Genomic DNA, 24,901 nt, shown 5'->3' with positions numbered 1-24,901 from the left:
TCAAAAAGCACCAAAAACAGACGAGTAGACAGCGCATCTGATCCTATTTAGACTGGTCTGATTACATTTCGTTAACACTGATTATGTCGCTGATCCTGTTTGCCATTCCCGCCTTTTTTGCGTTGATTCTGCTCGAGCTTGCCATTGATAGCAGGCGAAAAACTGGTTTTTACCGTGTCAACGATAGCATTAACAGCCTTACCATTGGTGTTTACAGCCGGATTGCGGGCTTGGCGAGGGCGGCGATACCGCTTAGTTTTTATCCTCTGGTGCTGGATGCATTAGCCATTTATGAGGTTTCAGCAACCTGGTACTGGTGGGTCATCGCCTTCGTGTTATATGACTTTTGTTACTATTGGAATCACCGCTTTGGCCATGAAATCAGCTTCTTTTGGGCCTCACACGTAGTCCATCACAGCAGTGAAGAATACAATCTGACGACCGCATTACGGCAGACCAGCACGTCTTTATTAGGCTGGATTTTTTACCTGCCGCTTGCCTTGTTAGGTATTCCGGTTGAAATGCTCATTACCGTGGGGGCACTGAACCTGATCTATCAGTTTTGGGTGCATACCCGTCATATCCCGAAACTAGGCTGGTATGAATGGCTGTTTGTTACGCCGTCTAACCACAGAGTGCATCATGCGCAAAACCAATGTTATATCGACAAAAATTACGGTGGCGTATTTATCTTGTGGGATCGGCTCTTTGGCACATTTCAGGAAGAGCTGGATGATGAGCCACCATTGTATGGTATCCGCAAAGCTCTGAGTAGTTGGAACCCACTATGGGCAAACGTGCATGTCTATTCACAATTAGCCAAAGACAGCTGGCACACTGCTCGTTGGGGTGACAAATGGCGGGTATGGTTTGGTAGAACCGGCTGGCGGCCCGAGGATGTGAGTCAGTCTCATCCCATTGCCAAAGCCGACTTATCGCGCTTTAAAAAATTTGATATTCCGTTGAGTATTCACGAACGCCTCTATGCAACCTTGCAACACATAGGTATATTGCTGATTACGCTTGTTTTTTTACTAAATGTCAGTGCGCTGACGCCGATAATGAAATGGTCAGTCGCGGGTTTTATTTTTGTCAGTGGTATGACGCTGGCGGCCTTTATGGAACACCGTGTGTGGGCCCACGTTACTGAATGGATTCGGCAACTGGCAATGTTAGGCGTCATTATTTCTGGAGCCTTACCGACATGGCTAACGACAAGCCTGTTGGTAATTATTGCAATCAGTTTGCCAATGTTATGGCAGCGTAAAAGAACGTCAACGTTAGTACTGGAATAACAACTACTCTCGGGAACATTATGCGAATAAACGCACGAGTGATGATCGCGATGTGCATATTTGCATTCGCCAGCACAGGCAAAATTGCGACCGCAGCATCTGCTGTTTGTGGTGACAATTTACCTGCTTCATTCGAGCCGTATATTCAGCAGCTGAACACTGCCGTTGCTCAGGCGCCTGACGCCAGTAACCTGACCGATTGCAGTATCAGGGTGACCCTCATTCCATCTCAGGATGCTAGCGTTATCGCAAACATTCCATTGATGGTTATAGAGCGTGGACAGCCAATCTCTTCCGTCGATACTCAGCCCGACAATGAACAGGTGCTTCAGCAGGTCCTCAGCCAAACCAACTTCCGACTCGTTACCAATATGTTGAATTGGTCGACGATGAATAATCGCCTGTCGGACAATACCCGCGTCTATCTGACAGGAGAGTCAATAGCGCTTTACGCCGACCTCACAGCACTCGCGGATATGACGACGCGCGAAACATTGGCAAATATGCTTCGCCAGCAGCCACTGCCAGTGATGCAAAAGCCCGGATCTCAAATCCGTTTAATTAGTACTGACCAATTTTGGCTGAGTCCCTGGTTTTGGGGCATGGTCGTCATTACCGTCTTTTTAATCGTTGGTTATCGTTACTATCTGCTCGCGTTGCAGAGTGTGACGCTGGATTCAAAAAACTACGAACTGGATTTGAAAAATCAGGAACTGACATCACTGAAAGACCGCATTCAAAAGCGCAATCAGGAACTGGAATATCTGTCCACCCATGACAGCATGACCGGGTTATTAAACCGTCCGTTTTTCGAACAGATGGTAGAGCGAGAGCAAAATCGTGCCTACCGAAGCGGCCAGCCACTTAGTCTGTTATTGCTCGATTTAGATCACTTTAAGCAGATCAATGACAATTTTGGTCACACCGAAGGTGACAATGTGCTTAAGGAAACCGCAGCATTACTGCGTAAGCATTTGCGCAGCGTCGACCTGATTGCACGCTGGGGTGGCGAAGAGTTTACCATTTTGTTGCCTGACACCCCTGTGCATATCGCTTATGAACTTGCGGAGCGCCTGCGTCAGCATCTGGCCAATTTGTTGCTTCCCCCGGTCGGCCATATCACCTGCAGCATCGGTGTAACCGGTTTTGAAGCCAAAGAAAAATTTGAAAAAGTCTTCCTGCGTGCCGATCGTGCGTTGTATCAGGCAAAAGAGACCCGAAATGCAGTCGTTGCATCCGAACTTGAGACTATTTAAACAGATCGTAGTCGAATGGATACGGTCTAACTCAATGATTTAAAAGAAATTAATAAAATTCTCTCCGCAACTGTTGCCAATTGGCAACGGAATTTCAGCTACGTTTGTTCCACCACTTTCACCTTTTAACGCTAACAGTCTGATTTTAAACAATTTTTTTCGTTGGCATGTTTTTTGACTGTGCTCTCCCTTGTCAGAGGCGTTGCGCTGACGTCAGAAGAAGTTGTCTGGCTGGCATTATCAGCTAACTGTCAAAAGAGGTCGTCAAGCATGCAAAATACTCGTGTAGGTGTGATACCAAAAACGTTCGCTGCCAAGCCATTCCATGAAACCATTGGTTCAGCTTTCTTCACGCATTTCTCACTGCATTTTGGCGTGAGTCAGCGCCAAAGCCCGGTGCTATGCCGCAGTATTTTTGCATTCAGACACAAAGTCTATTGTGAACAGCTGGGTTTTGAAGAACCTAATAGCGCCGGTCTTGAGCGTGACGAGTGGGACCGGACTGCGATTCACTTTGCAATTAGCCACAACAAAACCGGTAAAATCGTTGCGTGCGCCCGCTTGCTACCCGCAAACGACGCCCAGAGCTTACCGATCGCAGAGTTTTGTGGCGACGAAGCCCTCGATTTAGGTGTCCACCCCAGTCAACTGCAATCCAGCAGTGCCTGCGAATTATCGCGATTTATTGTCGATAGCGAGTTCAGTTCGCCCAGAGCCGCGATCGAAGCTGGATTTGCCGAAGCATCAGTAGCAGTCGGACAGCTTCGCTATGTTTTAGCGCAAATGACCATGGAATATGCATTGCGTGCCGACTGGCCGCATATGTTCGTATTGTCTGAGCCACGTTTTATCCGGGTATTGCGTATTGCTGGCATGCCAATTAAGGCAATAGACGACTATGTTAATTTCAAAGGATTACGGCGGGTTGCCTATTCCTGTGTGAATGACTTTTTCGATGCTGCAGCGCCGGCCTTCATGCACGCACGACAGATTCTCAGCCAGCATCTGTTGGAAGAGTCCCAGACGTCCTTAATGTTTGGCTAAGTGCCAACCTCTTTATGGTACACTGTGCGTACGCTAACCCGCACAGTGTTTTCCCATGCAACAAATTACTCTTTTGGCCCCGGATGACTGGCATTTGCATTTTCGCGATGGCGATATGTTGCTCGAAACCGTGCCGGCCACAGCACGCTGTTTTAAACGTGCGATTGTAATGCCCAATCTGGTGCCACCGGTTACCACCGGTGCCATGGTGGCGGCATATCGTCAGCGTATCTTATCCGCTCGCCCTTCAGGCAGTGATTTTGATCCATTGATGACGCTGTTTCTGACCAACCAGACCACCGCACAGGATATTATTGAGGCAAAAGCTGCTGGGGCCGTGGCCGCCAAGCTTTACCCAGCCGGTGCAACGACCAATTCTGATGCTGCTGTATCACAGGTTGATGCCCTTCAGCCGATTTTCGAAGTGATGGCAGAGCAAGGCATGTTATTACTGGTACATGGCGAAGTGACCGATGCGCATATTGATATCTTCGATCGGGAAAAGGAATTCATCGATCGTAACCTCACGCGGATTGTTGCAAACAATCCCACGTTAAAGGTGGTTTTCGAACATATCACCACCGCGGATGCAGCAGATTTTGTCTTGGCGCAGGGTAATAATGTAGGCGCCACCATTACGCCGCAACACCTTATGCTCAACCGCAACGATTTATTAGTGGGTGGCATTCGCCCGCATAACTACTGCCTGCCAGTATTGAAGCGCAGCACCCATCAGGCGCGTCTGCGCGAAGTAGTTCAAAGTGGCTCACCCAAATTCTTTTTGGGAACAGATTCCGCACCGCACGCTAAACACCGCAAAGAGGCTGCATGTGGATGTGCTGGTTGCTACTCCGCATGGAGCGCTATTGAGTTATATGCGCAGGTGTTCGAAGAATTAGGCGCGCTGGATAAACTGGAAGGATTTGCCAGTCTGCACGGCGCAGATTTCTACGGCCTGCCACGCAATAAAGACTGTATTACTCTGGTGCGTGAACCCTGGCAAGTGCCCGCGTCCATCACCCTGCCAGATGGCAGTGATATCGTGCCGTTCCACGCGGGTCAGCAAGTAAACTGGCGCGTAATGGGTAACGAGTAAGCCACAGTACTTTAGTCGGGCTGGTACAGCCCGACGAATTTCCTTACAGTAGTCGCATAATCACAATAACAAACTGCTTATGCTCAACCTGACTACTGTACTGATTCTGGCCGTGGGATATCTGGTTATCCTGTTCGCGGTGGCCTGGTATGGTGACAAAGTCGCCATCCGTAACCGACAGCGCCCGTGGATTTACAGTTTGGCGTTGGGCGTACACTGTTCTTCCTGGTCGTTCTTCGGCACCACGCTACAGTCTTACCAGTATGGCTGGGCATTTACCCCTACCTATTTAGGCAGTGTATTACTCTTCGCATTTGGCTATCCGTTATTGTGGCAAATCATCAAAATTTGCCGCCGCCACAATATCGCCTCGCTCGCAGATTTCATCAGCGTACGCTATGACAAAAGTGCATCTCTGGCGGCGGTAGTCACCCTGTTGGCGTTATTAGGAGTTGTTCCGTATATCGCCCTGCAATTGGATGCAATTACCACCAGCATAAACTTTGTAAGTGACGGCTCACTTACAAGAATATCCGGTGGAACCGGGCTCGCAGTTACCATTGCGATGGCAGTCTTTGCTATTTTGTTCGGCACCCGGCAGGTTAACCTTACCGAGAAAAATCCGGGGTTAATGCTCGCGATTGCGTTTGAATCGGTAGTTAAACTCGCGGCATTCATCATAGTAGGCTTGTTTATTTGCTACGGCTTGTTTGATGGCGTGGTGGACCTTATTGCTCAGGCCAGCCAACAGCCAATCTCCAATAATGTCACCCAACGTGAAGGTGCCTGGCTGGTTTACAGTGGCCATATTTTACTTGGCATCTGCTCGGTGTTTTGCTTGCCACGCCAGTTCCATATTAATTTTGTTGAGAATAATGGTGAGCAGGAATTGCGTACCGCACGCTGGGCGTTTCCTCTTTATCTGTTTGCCATCAATCTGTTTGTGCTACCCATCGCCATGGCAGGCAGTGTCATTTTCGGCGAAGGAACAGTGCGCGCGGATACGTTTATTCTCGCGCTACCCATGCAGGCAGGTAACGAGAGTATGACGCTACTTGGTCTGGTGGGCGGGATTGCATCTGCCACCAGTATGGTGATTGTTGCGACATTGTCGGTTGGCATCATGGTTTCCAATAACCTACTGACACCTTTATTACTGACGCGTCGCCAGCCACAACCCTCAACCCAGCTCAACTCCGCTGTACTGCTGCGTATTCGACGGATCACTATTGTATTGGTGGTTGCAGCCGCTTATTTATATTTTCAGCGCATCAGTCAATCTGCCCCGTTAGTCAACAGCGGCGTGATCGCTATGTCGTTATTGGCTCAGCTAACCCCGGCATTGCTGCTGGGCATGTTCTGGTCGCGTGCCAGCTGGCTTGCTGCGTTGTCCAGTATCATTACAGGTATATTGGCCTGCGCCGTATTGCAGTTGTGGCCTAGCATCAAAGGCAGTTATTACTTTGACCCTCCCCCCGGGGACTGGCAACTCACTGAGGGGTTCCTAATTAGTCTGGGGTTAAACACGTTGGTTTTTGTACTGATAAGTCTGCTAAGCAGCAGAAAATCAATCAGCTCATTCCGCCAGTTTCATGCCAAAGGGGGCACCGTCAGTGCACTGAAGGCCGGCACCATCCTGGAATTAGCCGAAAAATTTTTCACCCATCCGGCGCAAGACGAATTTGCCCGTCGCCTGAAGGGCGTAGATGCGGATGACATTGCGCCGGCGGCAGTGCTGGCAGATTTCGAAAAGTCGCTGACAGCGGTACTGGGTAATACCGGCGCAAAGCTTCTGCTGGGGAGCGTGGCGCAGGATGCTCCTCCGGTAAAAGGTCTGGTGGAGATGGTCGAAGAGGTCGGGCAGCGTTATCAGTTCAATCTGGAACTGTTGCAATCCTCCATCGGCCACATTGATCAGGGGATTGCCGTGGTTGATAGCAATCTCAATCTGGTTGCCTGGAATCAACGCTATATCGAGTTATTTGATTTTCCCGACGCACTGATAAAGGCTGGGGTCAATGTTCGGGAGTTACTCCAATTTAATGCTGACCGGGGTCTGTTTGGCGACGGAGAAGATATTCAACAAGCTATCGATAAGCGTATCGCCTTTTTACGTCAGGGCAGTCGTTATAAATTTTTGCGTACCTACGCCCATGGCACCGTAATTGAAATCAATGGCAATCCCATGCCCGGCGGCGGGTTTGTTACCACTTATACCGACATCACTGAATATGTAGAAACCCAGCGCCAGCTTAATGCCGCAAAACAGGATCTGGAACAGCGGGTCGAAGAGCGTACACAGCAGTTACAACAGGCTAACCAACAATTACAGCTAGCCAAACAGGACGCCGAACGAGCCAATGACAGCAAAACCCGTTTTCTCGCTGCCGCAGGCCACGATTTGATGCAGCCGTTTAACGCAGCCACCCTGTTTGCGGCAACGCTGGAGCAACAAACCCGAAACACAGACTTGGCCGAAAGCGTACACGGCATGCAGCAATCGCTTAGCAGTGCCGAAGAACTACTGCGCATGCTGCTGGATATCTCCAAACTCGATACCGGCGTGTTACGCCCGGTGAAAACCCTGTTTAACCTTAATGAAATCCTTCAGCCACTGGCCAACGAATTTACCGTGATTGCGCGGCAAAAAGGTCTCACCCTGAAAGTCGTGCCGTGCAATGTGTATGTGTATTCGGACAAAACTTTGCTGCGTCGAATTATCCAAAACCTGTTATCCAATGCGGTGCGCTACACACGCAGCGGCAAAGTGTTAATGGGCTGCCGACGCAATGGAAAGCACCTTGGCATTCAGGTACTGGATACCGGACCGGGAATTCCGGCTGATCAACAGCAACAAATTTTCACCGAGTTTCATCAGCTCGACAAAGAGGCCGGCAGCCAGGGGCTCGGCCTGGGGTTAACCATCGTTGACAAAATCAGTCGTCTTTTGGGTCATGCAATCAACCTGACCTCACAGCTTGGCAACGGCACCTGTTTTACCGTTACCATCGAACGTTACGCTCCTGTGCTGACCCAAATAAAAGCTGATGTACCGTCTAAACCGGAAAGCCATACACCGCTTGCCGGTAAACATGTCGTGGTTATCGACGATGACGAGCAAATCCTGCAAGCCATGCAAAGTTTATTAACGGAATGGGGGGCACAGGTCGTGACAATCAGTGAGCACACTGATCTACAACGACATTTTGCAATGCAGGCCGATTTGATTATCGCGGATTATCATTTAAAACATGGTGAAAATGGTGTTGATTGGGCGATTAGCTTGCTACAACACTGGCCAGAGTCTGTGCCCGTCATATTAAACTCTGCCAACCATGACGAAGAAATACGTGCGCGGGCGATTGAGCATGGCTTCGCATTTTTACACAAGCCGGTAAAAGCTGGCGCGCTCAAGCGGTTAATTCGACGGGAGTTAGCTCTCGAGAGCTGAGGCGTTGTCAGTCAGATCCAGACGTTGCTTAAACAGAATACCCGCTTGCAGGCGATTGATGACGCCCAACTTTTTCAAAATAGCAGAAACGTGCTGTTTAATTGTGGTTTCCTGTACATTCATTTCATAAGCAATTTGCTTATTCAACAAACCGTCTGCCACCATACTTAACACCCGGAATTGTTGCGGCGTCAGTTGCTCCAGACGCGCAGCAAAATCAACGTCATCGGCACGGGATTTCCCTTCGATGCGACTAGCCAACTCTTGCGGCAGCCACATTTCACCATCTAATACTTTATTGATCGCCTGTTGAATCACATCAAGGCTAGCCGATTTAGGAATATAGCCACTGGCACCAAAATCGATCGCCCGGCGAATAACCTCAGCGTCATCCACTGCCGACACAATAATTATCTGCACACTGGGAAACGTAGTGCGCAGGTAACTTAAACCTGTTAAGCCTTTATTGCCTGGCATATTCAGGTCTAATAAGACTAACTCCACCATGCTCTGTTCACGCAGCAATGCCAGACAACTTTCAAAGTCCTGCGCTTCAAAAATTTCACCGCCCAACATGCTCCCCACAGCCTGCTTCATGGCGCTGCGAAACAAAGGGTGGTCATCTGCGATAATAAGTTGTGTATTCATACTGCATGGATTTCAGGAAAATTCTCAGGTCAGGTTACCTGTCATAGGACCGACTGTCATTAGCAAAAAAAGGCGGCCGAGGCCGCCTGAACAACAACTTAGAAACGGTATCCAACGGTGAGGTGGACTGTGCGGGGATCACCGTAGTAACCAATCAAAGTCTGGTCACCACCCAATCCCGGGCCATAACTGCCATCGGCGTTTTGTACGACGAAGTCATAACCACCGACCAGATATTCCTCATCCGTGATGTTCTTCATATGCAGACTACCAAACCAGTTACCATCGGTACTCTCCCAGGCAACACTCGCATTGAGCATGCCATAACCATCCTGATACAGCAGATCGCTGGTTTCAAATAAACGATAATCGTCACGGTAGTAGTAATTTGCATTGAACACAAAGTCACCCAAATCTGTGCTCAGTACATAATTGGCCGCCAGATTCATCGTGTACTTAGGTGTGCTAGCCAGACCAATTAACGGCGGGATAGCGTCATTCTTATCAATGCTGACATTGGTGTAACCCAGCGCTAGATCAAACGTCAGTGCATCTGTTGCAACGTAGGTAAATTCACCTTCGATACCACTGACAGTATTTTCCGCCACGTTACCCAGTAACTGTTGTAAATCCGTTGCGTCTTCACCTGGCAGAATGCCGATGTACTGGCGATCTTTGTGCTTCAACTGGAACAAGGTCACATTCGCGCGGAAGTCATTGCCCCAATCACTCTTAATACCTAATTCGAAGCTATCCACTACTTCCGGATCAGCAGCTGGCTCGTTAATCGTTGCACGAGGGTTAAACGTGCCTGACTTGAAGCCTTGCGCATAACTCGCAAACCACATGAAGTCACTGTTAACCTGATATTCAAGACCCACACGTGGAGTAAAGCGCGACCAGTCAGCTTTTTTCGGCGCATCCAGCACACCATCACCATTGGTGTCAGTACCCAATACCATTGGCACTAACTGGCCAGCGGGGCGCTCATAGCCTGGGATCCATCCACTCTCTGGATAAACATTGGTCAGCAAAACACCGTTAAATACAGAGGCATCTTTATCCTCTTTGGTGTAACGCGCACCTAAGGTCATCGATAATTTATCTGTCAGGTCAAAGCTGCCCTGAACGTATGCAGCCTGGCTTTCACTGTTATTACAGCCAGAGACTTCACGGGTCAGACCATCTGCACCCAACCCGCCATAGGCAAAGCGACCGAGGAAGCCAAGAATTGCCTCAAACTGACCACAAGACTCTCCATCGTACAGATAAACACCACCCACCAAACTCATACCTTCCGTGCGATACGTCGCCTGAATTTCATGCGTTGTGTTGTTGTCATCGTAAACCGCTGGCACATCAAAGATATCTAACTGGGTGTTATCAAAATCGATGTTAGTCGGCGAATAACTGTCGCGCTTGGAGCCAACATATTTCAGACCCAGATTATCGTTCACAGTCCAGTCAACCGTCAGGCTCAGGCCTTCCAGCTCGACTAAGTTCCAGGTAGGCAGACTGGTGTATGAGTCGTATACACTGTCTGGTACGCCTGCGTCCGTCAATAAGCTCGGTAATAAGCGATAACCGCCTTTAGCATTAGATTTATCTTTGGTCTTATCCCATGCCAAACGCATAAACAGATCGTCACTGGCATGATATTCCAGAGTCAGACGCGATGCGGTCAGATCTTTGTTGTAGTTTTCTTTATCCTGGCCATCCAGTGCTGACACCAGGTACTCACCATAGCCATCACGATTCAGATCAGCGTAGCCAAAACCCACAAACAGGGTGTCATCCACCAGTGGAATCTGGCCAGTTAATTTTACGTCCCGCTGGTTGTAGCTACCCACAGTGCCACGGGCGGTAAATTGCGTATCACCTGACATCGGCTTAGTGACGTATTTTACTGCGCCGCCGATGGTATTTTTACCGTACAGCGTACCCTGTGGACCGCGCAGCACTTCGATACGTTCAACATCCAGCAGATCCAGTACAGCACCTTGCGGACGCGCAACATACACATCATCGATATAAATACCGACGCCCGGCTCGTAACCCCAGAGTGGATCTTGCTGACCCACACCACGGATAAAAGCAGTCAGCGTCGAGTTAGTACCGCGACTGGTTTGCAACGTGGTATTTGGCGCAAACTGCTGAATCTCAGTCAGGGTTTCGATACCCTTTTCGCTCAACTCCATCGCACCGATAGACGTAATCGAAACAGGAACTTCCTGCAGACTCTCAGTGGTTTTTCGTGCGGTTACCTGAATTTTTTCCAGACCCGCTTCCTTTTTATTCTCTGCACTCGCCTGATCTTGTGCCATTGCGGCTGGGGCGGAGAGTAATGCACTGGTGACTGCCAGGGCACAGAGAGATTTGTTAAATAAATTGTTTCTCATGGCCGTTCCTTTGCTTATCGCTAAGCGGTTGTGTTTGCGTGATTTTTTAAGTGTGATTACGCACCTTAGTGACAGCACAATAGAGCATTTTTACAATTTTTTAACCTGTACTTAAGTACTATGTTATGGTGACGGCCTTTCACCTAAAGTGCCTGATATTCAGCGAAAAAGTCGGTGATTATCGCCTATATCCTTCACCGGCCGAGCGTAATATTTCGAACAAGGACATCAACTATGTTGAGTGTGGTTGGCCTGATTGGTGGGCTGTTGCTTCTGATTTTTCTGACAATTCGCGGCATGAACTTATTTATTGCTGCCCCCCTTTGTGCACTGATTGTTGGCCTGACCAATGGCTTGCCTGTCTTTGTTGGTGACGGCAATTTTGTAAATGCTTATATGGCTGGGTTCTCCGGCTTTATCGCCAGCTGGTTCTTTATGTTTTTGCTGGGCTCATTGTTCGGTAAATTCATGGAAGACAGTGGTGCGGCCGATGCTGTCGCGCGCTGGATTGTGGATCGTATTGGTATGAAGCACGCCGTGCTCGCCGTGGTGCTGGCCTGCGCGATCCTGACCTACGGTGGTGTTAGTGTGTTTGTGGTGGCGTTTTCGGTCTATCCCATGGCGTTATCATTGTTTAAAGATGCCAATTTACCACGCCGCTTTATCCCTGCCGCGCTGGCTTTTGGTTCTGTGACATTTACCATGACATCCGCCGGCTCACCGGAAATCCAGAACTGGATCCCAACCAAACATCTGGGTACTTCACCCTATGCCGCCTGGGAAGTCAGTTTATTGGTCGCGGTTCTGATGGCTACTTTTGGGTATTGGTGGCTGAAGCGCATGATTACTAAGGCCGTTAACAATGGCGAACAATTCGACGCGCGTCCGGAAGACCCACGAATTCCTGAACGGGATTATCCGCATCCCATCACAGGTATTATCCCTCTGTTTGTAGTATTGGGGCTGTCTTTTATCCTGCATGAACAGTTGGCACAGCTGGCGCTAATCGTCGCCTTAGGCGGTGGGGTAATGGCGTTACTGGTGATTAATTACCGCCATTTCCATAATCTCAGCAAAGCGATTAATGAAGGTACTACTGGGGCGTTGGTCGCTATCGGCAACACTGCAGCGGTGGTTGGATTTGGCTCAGTGGCGAAAAACACCGAAGCGTTTACCGCAGCGGTGCAACTTATGACGACTCTGCCCGGAAATGAACTGATTGGCGCAGCCATCGCCGTCAGTGTGATTGCCGGCTTAACCGGCTCAGCATCGGGCGGGCAGGCTATAGCCCTACCGCTACTGGGCCCCCATTATCTGGATGCGGGTGTTAACCCGGAGCAACTACATCGTATCGTGTCTATTTCCAGCGGTGCGCTGGACTCCTTGCCGCATAATGGCTATGTAGTCACCACTATTCGCGCCATCTGTCATGAGACCCATCAGCGTGCCTATGCGGCTGTGGGTGCGCTAACGGTGATCGTGCCCTTAATGGGACTCGCCATTGCAGTCGGCCTGTTTATTCTGTTTTAGGGGCGCACTATGAAGCGACATATCGCACTTCTACTACTCTGCCTGACCGCGTCGGCAGCATGGGCGCAGGACACGCTGCTGGTCGACAAGCGAGTATTCGAACTTGAGCAGTTCACCACCTATACCGGCAAAACCATTAAACAGGTCAAGGTCGGCTGGGAGGCCTACGGCCAGCTAAACGCGGATAAATCCAACGCCATACTCATTACTCATTATTTTACCGGCAGCTCCCATGCGGCTGGGAAATATCGCGCTTCGGATGCAGCCCCTGGTTACTGGGATGCCCTGATTGGCCCCGGTAAAGCCATCGATACCAACAAATATTATGTTATTAGCAGCGACACACTAGCGAATGTGAGTGCTTACAATCCGGATGTCATCACCACCGGACCAGCCAGTATCAATCCAGATACAGGCAAACCTTACGGGCTCTCTTTTCCAGTGGTGACCATTCGCGATTTCGTCAATGTACAAAAAGCACTATTGGACTCGCTGGGGATTCAAAAATTACACGCTGTTGTGGGCCCATCCATGGGCTCTTTTCAGGCGATTGACTGGGCGTCGGCCTATCCAGACAAAGTGGAACGGATGATTTCTGTGATTGGCAGCGCCGGTACCGATGCCTGGACCTCGATTTCTTTGCACCACTGGGCCATGCCCATCATGCTCGATGCTAATTGGCAGCAAGGTAATTACTACGGCAAAGAATCACCCAATGCAGGTTTGGTCGCGTCACTGATGATGATCACTCAACAGGCATTGGAACCGGATTTTATCAACCGTACTATTGCAGATCATTCGCCACTGGAGAACGCGCCACTACATGATGCCATGGCAGAGTTTAAGGCGGTTCGTTGGTTGCGTGAGCGCGCACAGAGCCGGGCGGCGCAAATGGATGCCAATCATGTAATTTACCTTGCCCGTGCTTCTCAAGCCTTCGTGGCCGGTTTCAGTGCATCAATGGATGAAGGCTTGGCACGCATTCAGGCAAAAACCCTGTTTATCCCCTCCGCCCATGACATGCTGTTGCTACCGGAAAATATCCGTTTGGCCCATGAGAAATTGCTGGCTCTGGGCAAACGCAGCCAAATCGCGCTGTTAAACGGGGGAATGGGTCACCTGGACGGCGTAGCCAGAATTACACAACAAGCGGACCTTATCCGCGACTTTTTAAACACACCATAAGGACAGCTCTATGCGACGTTCACTGGTACTTTCCGCGATATGTTTGTCTGCCGGCAGCCTGGCAAGCGTACCCAAAATGCAGTTAGACACGAATAGCATGACGTTATCCGGGCTTTCCGCAGGTGGTTACATGGCAGCGCAGATGTTAGTCGCCAACTCAGACCGGTTCAGCGGCGCGGGCATTATTGCCGCCGGTCCGGTTTATTGCGCACAAAACAGTTTGCTCACGGCGTTGGAGCACTGCGTGAATAAAATAGACAGCCCAATACCGGTGTCTGAGCTGGTTACAGAGATAAAACGCTGGGAAAGTAATAGCCTGGTTGCGCCATTGGATAACCTCAATAAGGCGAAGGTTTGGGTACTTCACGGCAGCAAAGATGGTCGTGTAATCGAACCGGTCACCGATGCGCTGGTAGAACAACTTAAGGCGCTGGCACCCGATATAAAGCTGACGTATAGCAAAGACAAACCCTACGCACACCATTTCCCCACCAGAGATAATGGTCACGCATGTGATACGTCTGAGGCACCTTTCATCGGTCAGTGTGGCTTCGACGCTGCTGGAGACATGTTCCGTTACCTGATGCCACAGACAAAAACGGCCAGTGACACCGCCAATGGCAAAGTATATGACTTCTCTCAGGCGGAGTTCATTGGGGATGATGTCAGTGGTCTGGCAGAAACCGGTTACGTTTATGTTCCGGCTCAGTGTGAATCTGGCAACACGTGTGGCGTGCATATCAGCCTGCACGGCTGCAACCAGTTTGCTGGTGCAGACAATGTCGGCCTCGCATATATTGAGAAAACAGGTATTAACCGCTGGGCCGATGCCAATAATCTGGTGGTGTTATATCCGCAGACACAAGCCTCTAACCTGATGCCATTTAACCCCCAGGGCTGTTGGGACTGGTGGGGCTATACCGATGAAAACTACGCCAATCAGAAAAGTGCGCAAGGCAGTGCAATTCTGAAAATGGTGGCGGCACTAAGCAAATAAAACAAAACCGGCGCAGGCCGGTTTTTTTATGGGTTAATAATGCTGTTCCAGTCTCTGCCGAGCAGCGCTAAGACATCCATTTCCGGGACAGGTTTCGAGAACAAATAACCCTGCATATAAGGGCAATGATTCACCTTGAAAAACGCGACCTGCTCCAGCGTTTCCACGCCTTCTGCCACACAACTCATATCCAGGCTTTCAGCCAGCAACAAGGTAGTGCGGATAATCGACTCATCGGATGCATCAACACCAATATCACTGACGAAACTACGGTCTATTTTCACCGTGTCTATGGGGAATTCTTTCAGATAGCGTAACGACGAGTAGCCCGTACCAAAGTCGTCCAACGAGAAGCGATAACCTGCGTCATACAAGGCTTCCATCGACACCTGCGCCTGAGAATGATCTTTCATCAGTGCACTCTCAGTAATTTCCAATCGCAGGCATTCCGGAGTTAAGCCATGTTCGGCAAGCAACTGGTCAAACTCCGCCGGGTTAATGCCCTTTTCCAAATGCAGCGCCGACAAGTTAACCGACAAATACGGAGTGAAGCCTTGCTGTCGCCACTGTGCCAAATCCACTAATCCACGCTTAATCGCGGCGAAGGTCAGTGGGACTATCAAGCCTAGCTCTTCAGCCATGGGAATAAAGCGTACCGGTGAGATAGTCTCGCCATCCAGATGCCAGCGTAGCAATAATTCCAGCCCGACGGTTTTACCACTGTCGATATCTACAATAGGCTGATAGAAGTTCACAAATTGCTGCAGGCTCAGTGCCTGTTTTAGCTTACTTTCCAGCTCCAGTCTGACCCGGGCTTCTTCATTCATTTCACTGGTGAAGAAACAGAAACGATTACGCCCAGCAGATTTGGAGTGATACATGGCAATATCTGCGGCTTTTATCAACTCGGCTGGGGTATTAGCATGATCCGGATACATGGCAATCCCGACACTGGCTGATACCGACACCTGATTGCCGTTAATATCGACCGGCCGATCGACCTCTTCGGTAATTTTCTGCGCTAGCGACTTGAGATGATCCGCATCGCCTAGTTCTTCAATCAATACAATAAATTCATCACCGGCTAGTCGACCAACCGTATCATCTACTCGCAGCGCCCCTTTCAGACGACGCGCAATTTCCAGTAACAGGAAGTCACCGGCATCATGCCCTAACGAATCATTAACCTGTTTAAAGCGATCCAAGTCGATAAACAAGGCGGCCAGACGCTGATTACGACGGGTAGCGTGTTCAATTGCATGTTGTATACGGTCGAGGATCAGATTGCGGTTGGGCAGGCCGGTCAGGCTGTCATAATTGGCTAACGTCTCCAATTCCTGCTGAGCACGTTTTTGTTCACTGATATCAGTCATGACTACTACGTAATAACCTACCTGATCGCCATCCGAGTTTTCCGCCGGTACCGCATTAATCCTAACCATCAAATGGTGCAGTGTATTGTCCAGGGTGAGTAATTCCTGTTCACCTTGCCAGTGGTCATTCACGCCGAGCAGTTCAATAATTCTCAGGTAAAAACGAATTTGCGTCGCGCTGAAGCAGGTTTCTATTTGCTTCTGCAGATCCTCTTCAGGGTCAATACCCAACGCGGTGCACATGGCTTTGTTGACGGCCATAGGGGCTTGCTCGGCATTGAGCAACATTACCCAATCGCGGGTGTGACTAAACGCCTCACCGAACAGCCGCGCTTTTTCGGTATCGGCAATATTGCGGGTGATATTGGTAAAGGTTCCGGATATGCGCTGAATATTGCCATCCAGAGTGTTTTCCACTGCGCGGCCGAGGTCACGATACCACTGCCACTCCCCACTGCTATGCTGCAAGCGATAGGTAACATCAAAACTATGTAACTCTCCCTGCAGGAAGCGATTCCAGTTATTTTCGAACTGCGGACGTTCGACCGGGTGAATCAGCTCACAGAATTCCGCCGGAGCAATACTGTCCTGCTTGTAACCTAATTCATCACGCAGGCGAGGCTGATACATAATATTATCGCCATCCCGCCAATCCCAGATACCACTGCCACTGGCCTTCAGTGCTAGCTGCAATCTTTCTTCACTGGCCGTCACCTCAAGATGCGATGCCTGTAACGCGCGCTCCTGCTGCAATTTAAACTGGCGCCATTGCCACCAAAATGCCAATAACACCAAACTATAAACCGTGTATGCGATAGGCGATGCAAACACCGGATACGCGACAGAAATACGCAACGTACTGGGCTTGCCCTCGGCTTTGGACAAGGGGTCTACCTGCATCACATCGAGAAAATAATCACCGGGATTCAAGCGTGGGATAATCAATTCGGCATCTTTGGATACCGGAAATTCAATATCTTCATCACCACGCAAACGATAGCGATACTGGATACTGCCCTCACGACCATATTGTAACGCCGAGTATTGTACTTTCAGTCCGACATCATCATGACGCAATTTAATTAACTGACCGTTCCAGTCGTCATAAAAACGATGTGCGCTATCACCTAACAGGCCAACATCCGTGATCACAACTTTATTACCCAGATTATTGTGAGCAGAGACGTCGTCGGGGTTAAACAGTGTGATCCCTTTTACACCACCAAATGCAATACGCCCATCTGACAATGAAATACCGGTACCCGCATTAAATTCATTACTTATCAGGCCATCCGAAAAGTCATATCGGGTGACGGTGTTGCTGTTTAAATCAATTCGTATAATGCCTGCATGAGAACTCATCCACAGATTGTTGTTGTCATCAGACAGCACATCATAGGCCGTTGAAAAGGGTAAACCGGTTTCATTGGTATAAAATGCGACTTCCTCACCGGTTGTTTTGTTGATGCCGACCAGCCCTTGCCCAGAATAGCTAATCCACAACCTGTTAAAACCGTCTTCGGCCACGCGACTTGGATAGTCCAACTGTTGGATCTGACGGTTTTGGATTTGGTGTATTTCGTCAACGGTGCCCAACCGGGTGTCATAAACTAATAAACGACCAGGCATAGAGACGTATAGGCGGTAAGGATCATCTTTTTCGGCCTGGAAAAAGCCTCCTGCTGCTGTTGCGCTGACACTTTCCGTAAGCGCTTCCAGTTTAATAACCTGACTTTTATCTGGCTCATAGCGGAAAAAACCATGTTCGTTGGCAAACCACACGTTGCCATCGGGTGTCACATGCATCCCCCATACGGCCAATTGCATTTCATCGCCACCAGAAAGCGTAATCGGCACCTGCATGGTATCCGTCGACGGATCCAGCAGGAACAAACCTTCACCGGCACTCACCCAAATTTTGCCATCCGGCCCCTGACCTAATTCCGGCCAGTACAACTTATCCCTGTCGACATGTGTATATTCCACCCGATTGGTCGCTAAATTGACCAGACTTATCCCTGCTGTGGTAGCAACCCACATCTTGTTACCCTCAACCATCAGGGTATCCGTTACCATGTCATTTGCGAGCAATGCACCTGCGTCATTCCGTTTATGGATCGTAGAGAATTGCAGAGCATTGCGCGGCCATAGAAAAGCTCCATCTCCACGAGTTGCAAACCATAAATTTCCCAGCGGATCACGAGCCATATCGCGAATATCATCATCGGAAAGGTTGTACTGGGAGTCAGACAAGCGCAGCACATAGGTGAGTTTTCGGGTACTGCGATGATAGGTAAAGAAACCTTTGTTGGTGCCGAGTAATATCTGATCGCCCTCTGGCAACATACGCCAGATATTTAACTCCTCCACCACTAACTCACCATTTCCACGGTCAGGAAACAGTTGAGTTAAGCGTTCTGCACTGATGCGATACAAGCCTTTGACCGTACCCACCCACAGATTGCCTTCAGGATCCATATACAACGACTTAGTATTCGCAGCGTCTTCCGTGATCTGATGATCTTTGTGCGGAACAAATAACTGTTCACCCGTTTGCATGGATACACGGAACAACCCAGCAGACGTTGCGACATACAACATTTCTCCTACTGGCAATAAAGCACGCACTATATTTCGGGAATCAATCAGGCTCTGGGGGAGAATAAAAACCCGCTGGGCGTCATAGGTTTGCTTGTTTAGCAGATAAACTTCGTCAGTAAACGCGACCAGAATGGTCTGCTCGTCATAATCTATCAGTACCGGGGTGCCCTGCATGATGCCGGGTGCGCTTGGAGATTCAACCCGGTATACCGATTTAGGCGCACTGGCATTTTGTTCCAGTACATATAAGCCATTATCCCCGGTACCTATCCAGATGCGCCCTTGCGCATCCTGCACAATTGATTCGATAGGGTTTTCCGTTAATCCTTCGGACGGTGCGCTAATCAATTTGGCACGATAGCCATCATAACGGTTGAGGCCGCCATCGGTTGCCAGCCAGGCCAACCCTTTGTCGTCAAACATCAGCCGCACTACGCTACTTTGCGACAGACCTTCCTGAGTGGAAATTCGTTTAACCGTTGGGCGAGTTTGCTCAGGCATCAGTGGTTCTGCACGGGTGCAAAATACCATCGCCAATCCTAACAAAATCCACCAGGTTTTCTTCACTGCTGCCACCAAAAACCACAAAGACACAAACACTTACGAAATTAGCATGTAACGCCAAAAAGCTGAATAGTAGCGCCAGACATTTCCCACTCTCACGTGTTAATCATAGTAATAACTAAACCATCTTGGATTTTTCACAAATGGAAGATTTTCGGGTTCTGGCGAAAACAGTATAGGCGATTAGTCGTAAAGCCCTGTCGAATTACAAGCGAATAGGCTAGCGTGGTTGCAATACTGATTCAGGAGGGTGTCATGCGCGCGATCATCGTCGATAAACCAGAAAATCAATATCAGGCCTCAGTGCAATTGGTTGAGGAATCTCAATTGCCCGATGGGGACGTCTCGGTTGATGTGGAATGGTCCACCATCAATTACAAAGATGCACTGGCCATTAGCGGTAAAGCGCCGGTGGTACGCAGTTTCCCGATGGTACCGGGTATCGATTTTGTCGGCAAAGTGCGTGAGTCCGGCGATAGTCGCTACAAAGCGGGGGATTATGTGGTGCTCAACGGTTGGGGTGTCGGTGAGGGCCATTGGGGCGGTTATGCCCAGATTGCAAGGGTAAAAGGTGACTGGCTGATCCCTCTGCCTGATGGCATAACCCCGCGCTATGCCATGGCTATCGGTACCGCGGGTTACACCGCGATGCTGTGCGTAATGGCACTGGAAAAGCACGGAATCCAACCTGACGATGGCGAGATTCTGATCACTGGCGCCACTGGCGGGGTGGGCAGTGTGGCAATCGCCCTGCTAAGTAAATTAGGTTATTCCGTCACCGCAGTGAGCGGCAAATCGGACGCCGCAGAGTACTTACACCAATTGGGAGCCAAACAGATCCTGCCGCGCGATGAATTCAGCGCGCCGGGTAAACCTCTGGCTAAAGAACGCTGGGCGGGCGTTATCGATGTGGCAGGCGGCAATACCCTGGCCAATGCATGTGCCCAGACCAAATATGGCGGTGCGGTGGCCGCTTGTGGACTGGCCGAGAGCATGCAATTACCCGCCACCGTCGCGCCATTTATTCTGCGTGGCGTGCATTTGATTGGGGTCGACAGCGTGATGTGTCCGCGCGAAAAACGCCTCGCAGCGTGGCAGCGGTTAGCAACCGATTTGGACATGCAATTATTGGATAAAATGCTCACCGAGATCCCGTTGGACGAAGTGATCCCTAATGCCAATGCATTACTGGCCGGCAAACTCAAAGGGCGGGTAGTAGTGAAAATCGCGGACTAAGGCAAAATATCGTTGCCACGGCACGCATGATGGGCTTTACCGTGGCAATTATGCTCAGGCCGCAGGCTCAGACGCCAGTGTGGAGCTGATATACAACTGCATATCATCGCGCAGAGCCTGATTTTCCTCGTTCCATTCCACATTCAGGCGTTTTAATACCCGCTTACTCAGGTGCATATTTTTTGCCTCGGCGTAGAGCCTCAGGTACAGGGCCAACACCTGTCTAAACGGCAAGTTGTCGCGCTGTGCCCAGGTTTTAAGCATTTCCAACAAGGTATCGCTGATACCCATTCGACGGCAACCAATTTGGGTAAACTGAGGCGAGCGCCAGACACTGGCAAGTGCTGCCAGCATAGTATCGGCAAAACGCTGTGACGGTACGTAATCCGGTTTTTTGCGTAAAAACACCGGAATATCCAAATATTCATCCCGCGCACCAGGGCTAGCCGCATCCATCGGTCCACCGCGTGAAAACATAACACGGCTTGCCGGTCGCATATGTGGCACCACCATAGTTTGCGTATCCCCTTCCACCAGGTCGCCGCCGGTATCCACCATAATCATGCCGGTGTAAGCCGTCAGTAATTCCAGCTGAGTGGATAACTCACCGCTGTGTGGATGCGATGACAGCAGATATTCCTGCATACCGGCAATTTTCACCAATGCCTGCGCCCATTTACCCTCAATTTCCGTCACTGGCATGGCGCTATCACCGTTTTTGAACTGGGCATCGCAACCTTTTGCCATCACCAAGCGCGGCAATCCCGGGCTGAAACACGGTGCATTGATACCCCAATCATGCTGCTGCCACTGCCACGGATTCGTCAGTTGTGCAAAGCCACATTCCGCGGCTAAATCCGCGATGGCGCCGGCAAATTCCGCCTGCGGATTAACCAGCACCAGACGCCCGCCGGTGGCATCCGTTAAGCGCCCGGCCAAATCGGCATTGACGCTATAGCCCACGCCAATCACATGAATTGTCACGCCATGCTGTTTACAGAGCAGCGTTACGGCCGCCATTTGCTCATCACACACATCAACATGCCCATCGGTGATGAGCACCAGATGATTTTCACGCTCGCCTGCATGCGGCAGTGACTTAATCGTGGCCAGCAGCGCCGGCATAACTTCGGTACCGCCCATATCCGCCTCGATGGTGGCGACAAACTGGCGTAGTTGCTTACGATAAGAGCCATTCAGCGGCTTTACCGACTCTTTAAACAGGCTGTATTTGCACCCAAATGAGGTCAGATTGACACCTGTACTGTCATCCAGATTCACCAACAACCCATCCAGCGCGCTACGCAGCAATGCGATGCTATCACCCAGCATGGAGCCGGAGCGATCCGCCACAATATGCAGGTTAAACGCCTGCGGCTCGCCAACCTGCGCATCAGCAATAGCGGGATACCCCAGCGTATAGCTATGCCCTTGCCACGTGGCTTGCAATAAACCGCAGGTTGCCGACGCGCTGAATTCCAGATAAATATCCCTATCCAGAACGCCCTGCATCGCCAGCCCATCCTCTCTTTGTTGCAGTGGATGGGAGCTGGCCAGCACTTTAACACCTTTATCCCGGATGTTCAGAGCGAACGGATAATGGGCAAACAGATTCACGTCCGGCATCAAATCGTTATTGCTCACCCCATAGCGCGGAAAAATCTGCGTAGGTAAGCGATAGATAAGTTTATTACCCGCATCTTGCGCCACCAGCGCCTGACCCAGCTGCAAGCTGATTTGAATGGACTCACCCGCCGCCAGATTACCCATATTAATGGCGTACACCCCATCTTGCAGCGACTCCACCAGCACACTACGGCGCTTTTCACGGATGGCCTGTTCATAGTCTGATGACGCTGTTTGTTTGCCCTTAATGACAGCTGCATACGTTCGCCCGTCGATGGTGACCTCACACCCCAACACCGCAGCAATACGCGGCAAAGTGAAGTGATAAATCGCCTCGACAGGCATGGCCTGTTGATTGGTGTAATTGAGCGTGTACCGGGTGATCGCCAGGATCGAATTTAATTCGACATCAATAGTGGCAGATAACGGATTAATCATGGGAGCCTCCCTGCATGGGCGTCAGTGATTGAATGATGTGGTTGGCCAGATCACGCAGTTGTTGATCAGTTAGCGTGCAGACCCCCCTGTCGATATCCAGCGCCACTCCGGGTGCAATGGCAATGCGCGAAATAACACTAATACTGCCGGCATCAATCTGCGGTGTGGGGATATCGGGTTGATTAAGCAACTGCGCAATCCGGCCAAGGTTTAAGCCCGCATCCTTGTACTGCTTAACCAACAGCAGTTGCTCAACATGTTTTTCGGTGTAACGGGGGGTTTTACGCGCCCCGAATGGCGCCTGCACCAGGCCTTTTTGAATGTAAAACCGAATCGTCCGCGCCGCTAAGCCGGTTAACGTCTCCAGTTCTGAGAGGGAATAATCCGCCATTTATTTAACACATTTATTTGACAGTCATAGTGTTATATATGATGGCGGATAAATGATCAAATATTTATTTAGGGATGCGCTGAGCGATAAGTGATGTTGGCATCAGCTGAGGAGTCAGCCAATTTATCCGGCGCCATACCAGTGGCACCGGCCAGTAATCAGGTCAATATAAAGGATTTACAGATCTTTACTCACATAGGCCAGCGCGGTCTCAAACGCTTGTTTTTGAAAGCTTTTTAAACCCGTCTCGGCAAAGTCCACGAACATGCCGTTTTCTTTTAACGCCGATTTGATCTCAGTAGGTGGCATCACAATCACTTCCACGCCGCTTAACAGCTCCAGCGCGGCTTCCAGCTTAAAGCCAATTGCTCCGCCAGCAAATTTCCCCTTCATCGGCCGCTGACGGATGATAATTTTTTCAATTTTGTAATCCTGTACCAGCTGCGCGAAGGATTTTTGAAAGTATTTAAGCTCATGGGCAGTGGCAGCCTTTTGCAAACTGACTTTGCGGGTGCGGCAATCGGGGATTCGGAACATGCCATTTTCCAGATTCAGTAAGGCAATGTTGGCATCATTGCCCGCCAGTTCTACACCACATACACGCATTATTTAGCTCCAAAGAATAATGTCAGCGCGAAGTATATCGGATTTACGTGACTGAGGCTGGATTTGATTTGACTACCACGCATGTCAGCAAAAAGTAGCTCAGAGGGGTTAAAGACTTAGAATTCAACTACAGTCAATGCAATGACATATTGAGGGTTTAGGAGGGAACATGCTCACCAACTATTTGATTTTGGCAGCACTGGTCATTTCGGCGGTATTGATTGCCCGTTGGTGGGTGCGGCGTCAGCGTTAATGTTTACACTGGCAGCCTAGTCTGCAAACCGCTCCTGCCTGAGCTTTTCAAGCGCGGCGGCGATACTCAGGCTGTCATCCTGTTGCAGATATTGGCGCACGGTACGCTCAATAAATTTGGGATGTTGTACATGCGTAGCGGCAAACACCTTGCATTTGTCTTTTAACTCCCGCTCGAATGCCTTTTTCGCCGCATTTTGCTGAAAAGCGTGAATAGCCTTATCAAAACTCTCACCCTGCTGGAGATACAGCTCGGCCAGACGGCCTTTAGGAATGCGGCTTTCCTCGTGGGCGTAATTTAGAGCGGATTTGTAATCCGCGAAGGTGCGTTCATGCACCGCATACACCTTAGCCACCACCGCCACTTGCCCGCTTTTGTGACCGTCGACTTCGTAACGAAACCCGGGATAATCCAGCCGCTGCTGCGCCTCTTCACCCAGGCGCATACCGGCTGCCAGCGAGATCCGAAAGGCCGCATCCATCTCGGCTAGTTCATCACTTTCCCACATCTGGTAGACCCGCAGTGCCTGTGCGTAATGCTGGTTTAGGTAGCGCTTAATAAAATCCACCCGCAGCGCCAACTGCCCGCTGGAACAGTTTTTCAGTACCCGCGCACATTCGCCGCAGGCGGGTACGCGAATAAAATCCGCACCGCTGTCGGCACGTTTATACGCCGCGATCTCGGCTAGCGGCGGCACAAAATCCTCACCACTTGTCACACACCCGCAGTAATAACAGGTATGGAAATCGGCGGCATTGACTGCACGCAGGGGCTGATAAAACTTTTCGTACGCCATGCACTACGAGGTTGATTGATTAGGGATGCTATTTTGCAAAGATTTCAGATAAAAATCTGAAAAATATCGGAAAAAATCGCAGGTTCAGACGGTTAAGTGAGTCGGCTGATTGCAAT

At 50.0% G+C, this 24,901-nt stretch carries 16 protein-coding genes; 9 read left to right on the top strand and 7 right to left on the bottom strand.

Going from position 1 to position 24,901, the window contains the following annotated elements; genetic code table 11:
• Nucleotides 1–83: 83 nt before the first annotated feature.
• The 5 genes from TK45_RS05635 (at nucleotide 84) to TK45_RS05615 (ending at nucleotide 8,142) form a co-directional block, all read left to right on the top strand.
• Nucleotides 84–1,295: a sterol desaturase family protein gene (locus TK45_RS05635; RefSeq protein ID WP_131257666.1), complete on the top strand. Its 1,212-nt coding sequence runs from the start codon at nucleotides 84–86 to the stop codon at nucleotides 1,293–1,295.
• A gap of 20 nt (nucleotides 1,296–1,315) precedes the next feature.
• Nucleotides 1,316–2,551 (top strand): GGDEF domain-containing protein, encoded by a 1,236-nt coding sequence (locus TK45_RS05630; protein ID WP_131257665.1) that lies wholly within the window; start codon nucleotides 1,316–1,318, stop codon nucleotides 2,549–2,551.
• Between the two features lie 270 nt (nucleotides 2,552–2,821).
• Nucleotides 2,822–3,595, top strand: coding sequence for an acyl-homoserine-lactone synthase (locus tag TK45_RS05625; protein WP_131257664.1), 774 nt, complete (start codon nucleotides 2,822–2,824; stop codon nucleotides 3,593–3,595).
• A gap of 55 nt (nucleotides 3,596–3,650) precedes the next feature.
• A complete protein-coding gene (pyrC, locus tag TK45_RS05620; protein WP_131257663.1) occupies nucleotides 3,651–4,691 on the top strand; it encodes a dihydroorotase in 1,041 nt (346 codons plus the stop codon).
• Between the two features lie 79 nt (nucleotides 4,692–4,770).
• On the top strand, nucleotides 4,771–8,142 hold the full coding sequence (locus tag TK45_RS05615) for a PAS domain-containing hybrid sensor histidine kinase/response regulator (protein WP_131257662.1): 3,372 nt from the start codon (nucleotides 4,771–4,773) through the stop codon (nucleotides 8,140–8,142).
• Here TK45_RS05615 and TK45_RS05610 read toward each other — a convergent pair.
• Both TK45_RS05610 and TK45_RS05605 read right to left on the bottom strand, forming a co-directional pair.
• Entirely contained in the window at nucleotides 8,125–8,790 is a 666-nt protein-coding gene (locus TK45_RS05610) for a response regulator transcription factor (protein WP_131257661.1), read from the bottom strand. The two genes, TK45_RS05615 and TK45_RS05610, sit on opposite strands and share 18 nt — an antisense overlap.
• 98 nt (nucleotides 8,791–8,888) lie before the next feature.
• Nucleotides 8,889–11,189 (bottom strand): TonB-dependent receptor, encoded by a 2,301-nt coding sequence (locus TK45_RS05605; RefSeq protein ID WP_131257660.1) that lies wholly within the window; start codon nucleotides 11,187–11,189, stop codon nucleotides 8,889–8,891.
• A gap of 234 nt (nucleotides 11,190–11,423) precedes the next feature.
• Here TK45_RS05605 and TK45_RS05600 point away from each other — a divergent pair, with 234 nt between their 5' ends.
• The 3 genes from TK45_RS05600 to TK45_RS05590 are packed head-to-tail and all read left to right on the top strand — an operon-like array spanning nucleotide 11,424 to nucleotide 14,901.
• A complete protein-coding gene (locus TK45_RS05600) occupies nucleotides 11,424–12,719 on the top strand; it encodes a GntP family permease (protein ID WP_131257659.1) in 1,296 nt (431 codons plus the stop codon).
• Nucleotides 12,720–12,728: 9 nt separating this feature from the next.
• Nucleotides 12,729–13,904: a homoserine O-acetyltransferase gene (locus TK45_RS05595; protein WP_131257658.1), complete on the top strand. Its 1,176-nt coding sequence runs from the start codon at nucleotides 12,729–12,731 to the stop codon at nucleotides 13,902–13,904.
• A gap of 10 nt (nucleotides 13,905–13,914) precedes the next feature.
• On the top strand, nucleotides 13,915–14,901 hold the full coding sequence (locus tag TK45_RS05590; protein ID WP_131257657.1) for a prolyl oligopeptidase family serine peptidase: 987 nt from the start codon (nucleotides 13,915–13,917) through the stop codon (nucleotides 14,899–14,901).
• A gap of 26 nt (nucleotides 14,902–14,927) precedes the next feature.
• Here TK45_RS05590 and TK45_RS05585 read toward each other — a convergent pair whose 3' ends face one another.
• A complete protein-coding gene (locus TK45_RS05585; RefSeq protein WP_131257656.1) occupies nucleotides 14,928–19,469 on the bottom strand; it encodes an EAL domain-containing protein in 4,542 nt (1,513 codons plus the stop codon).
• Nucleotides 19,470–19,694: 225 nt separating this feature from the next.
• Here TK45_RS05585 and TK45_RS05580 point away from each other — a divergent pair, with 225 nt between their 5' ends.
• Entirely contained in the window at nucleotides 19,695–20,675 is a 981-nt protein-coding gene (locus TK45_RS05580) for an MDR family oxidoreductase (protein ID WP_131257655.1), read from the top strand.
• Between the two features lie 54 nt (nucleotides 20,676–20,729).
• Here the strand turns inward: TK45_RS05580 and TK45_RS05575 are convergent, their stop codons facing one another.
• The 4 genes from TK45_RS05575 to TK45_RS05560 form a co-directional block, all read right to left on the bottom strand.
• Nucleotides 20,730–22,739 carry a VIT domain-containing protein gene (locus TK45_RS05575; RefSeq protein WP_131257654.1) on the bottom strand — a complete coding sequence of 670 codons (2,010 nt, stop codon included), beginning with the start codon at nucleotides 22,737–22,739 and terminating at the stop codon, nucleotides 20,730–20,732.
• On the bottom strand, nucleotides 22,732–23,130 hold the full coding sequence (locus TK45_RS05570; RefSeq protein ID WP_131257653.1) for a MerR family transcriptional regulator: 399 nt from the start codon (nucleotides 23,128–23,130) through the stop codon (nucleotides 22,732–22,734). Before TK45_RS05570 ends, TK45_RS05575 begins: the two co-directional genes overlap by 8 nt.
• A gap of 177 nt (nucleotides 23,131–23,307) precedes the next feature.
• Nucleotides 23,308–23,736, bottom strand: coding sequence for a DUF3010 family protein (locus TK45_RS05565; RefSeq protein ID WP_131257652.1), 429 nt, complete (start codon nucleotides 23,734–23,736; stop codon nucleotides 23,308–23,310).
• A gap of 269 nt (nucleotides 23,737–24,005) precedes the next feature.
• Complete coding sequence (locus TK45_RS05560) at nucleotides 24,006–24,785, bottom strand: hypothetical protein (protein WP_131257651.1); 780 nt, start codon at nucleotides 24,783–24,785, stop codon at nucleotides 24,006–24,008.
• Nucleotides 24,786–24,901: the final 116 nt, after the last annotated feature.

Origin of the sequence: Bowmanella sp. JS7-9 (assembly GCF_004329715.1) — a bacterium.
GTDB lineage: Bacteria > Pseudomonadota > Gammaproteobacteria > Enterobacterales > Alteromonadaceae > Pseudobowmanella > Pseudobowmanella zhangzhouensis.
The sequence above is the reverse complement of the archived record's forward strand: the minus strand, read 5'-3'. Positions and strand labels throughout refer to the sequence as shown.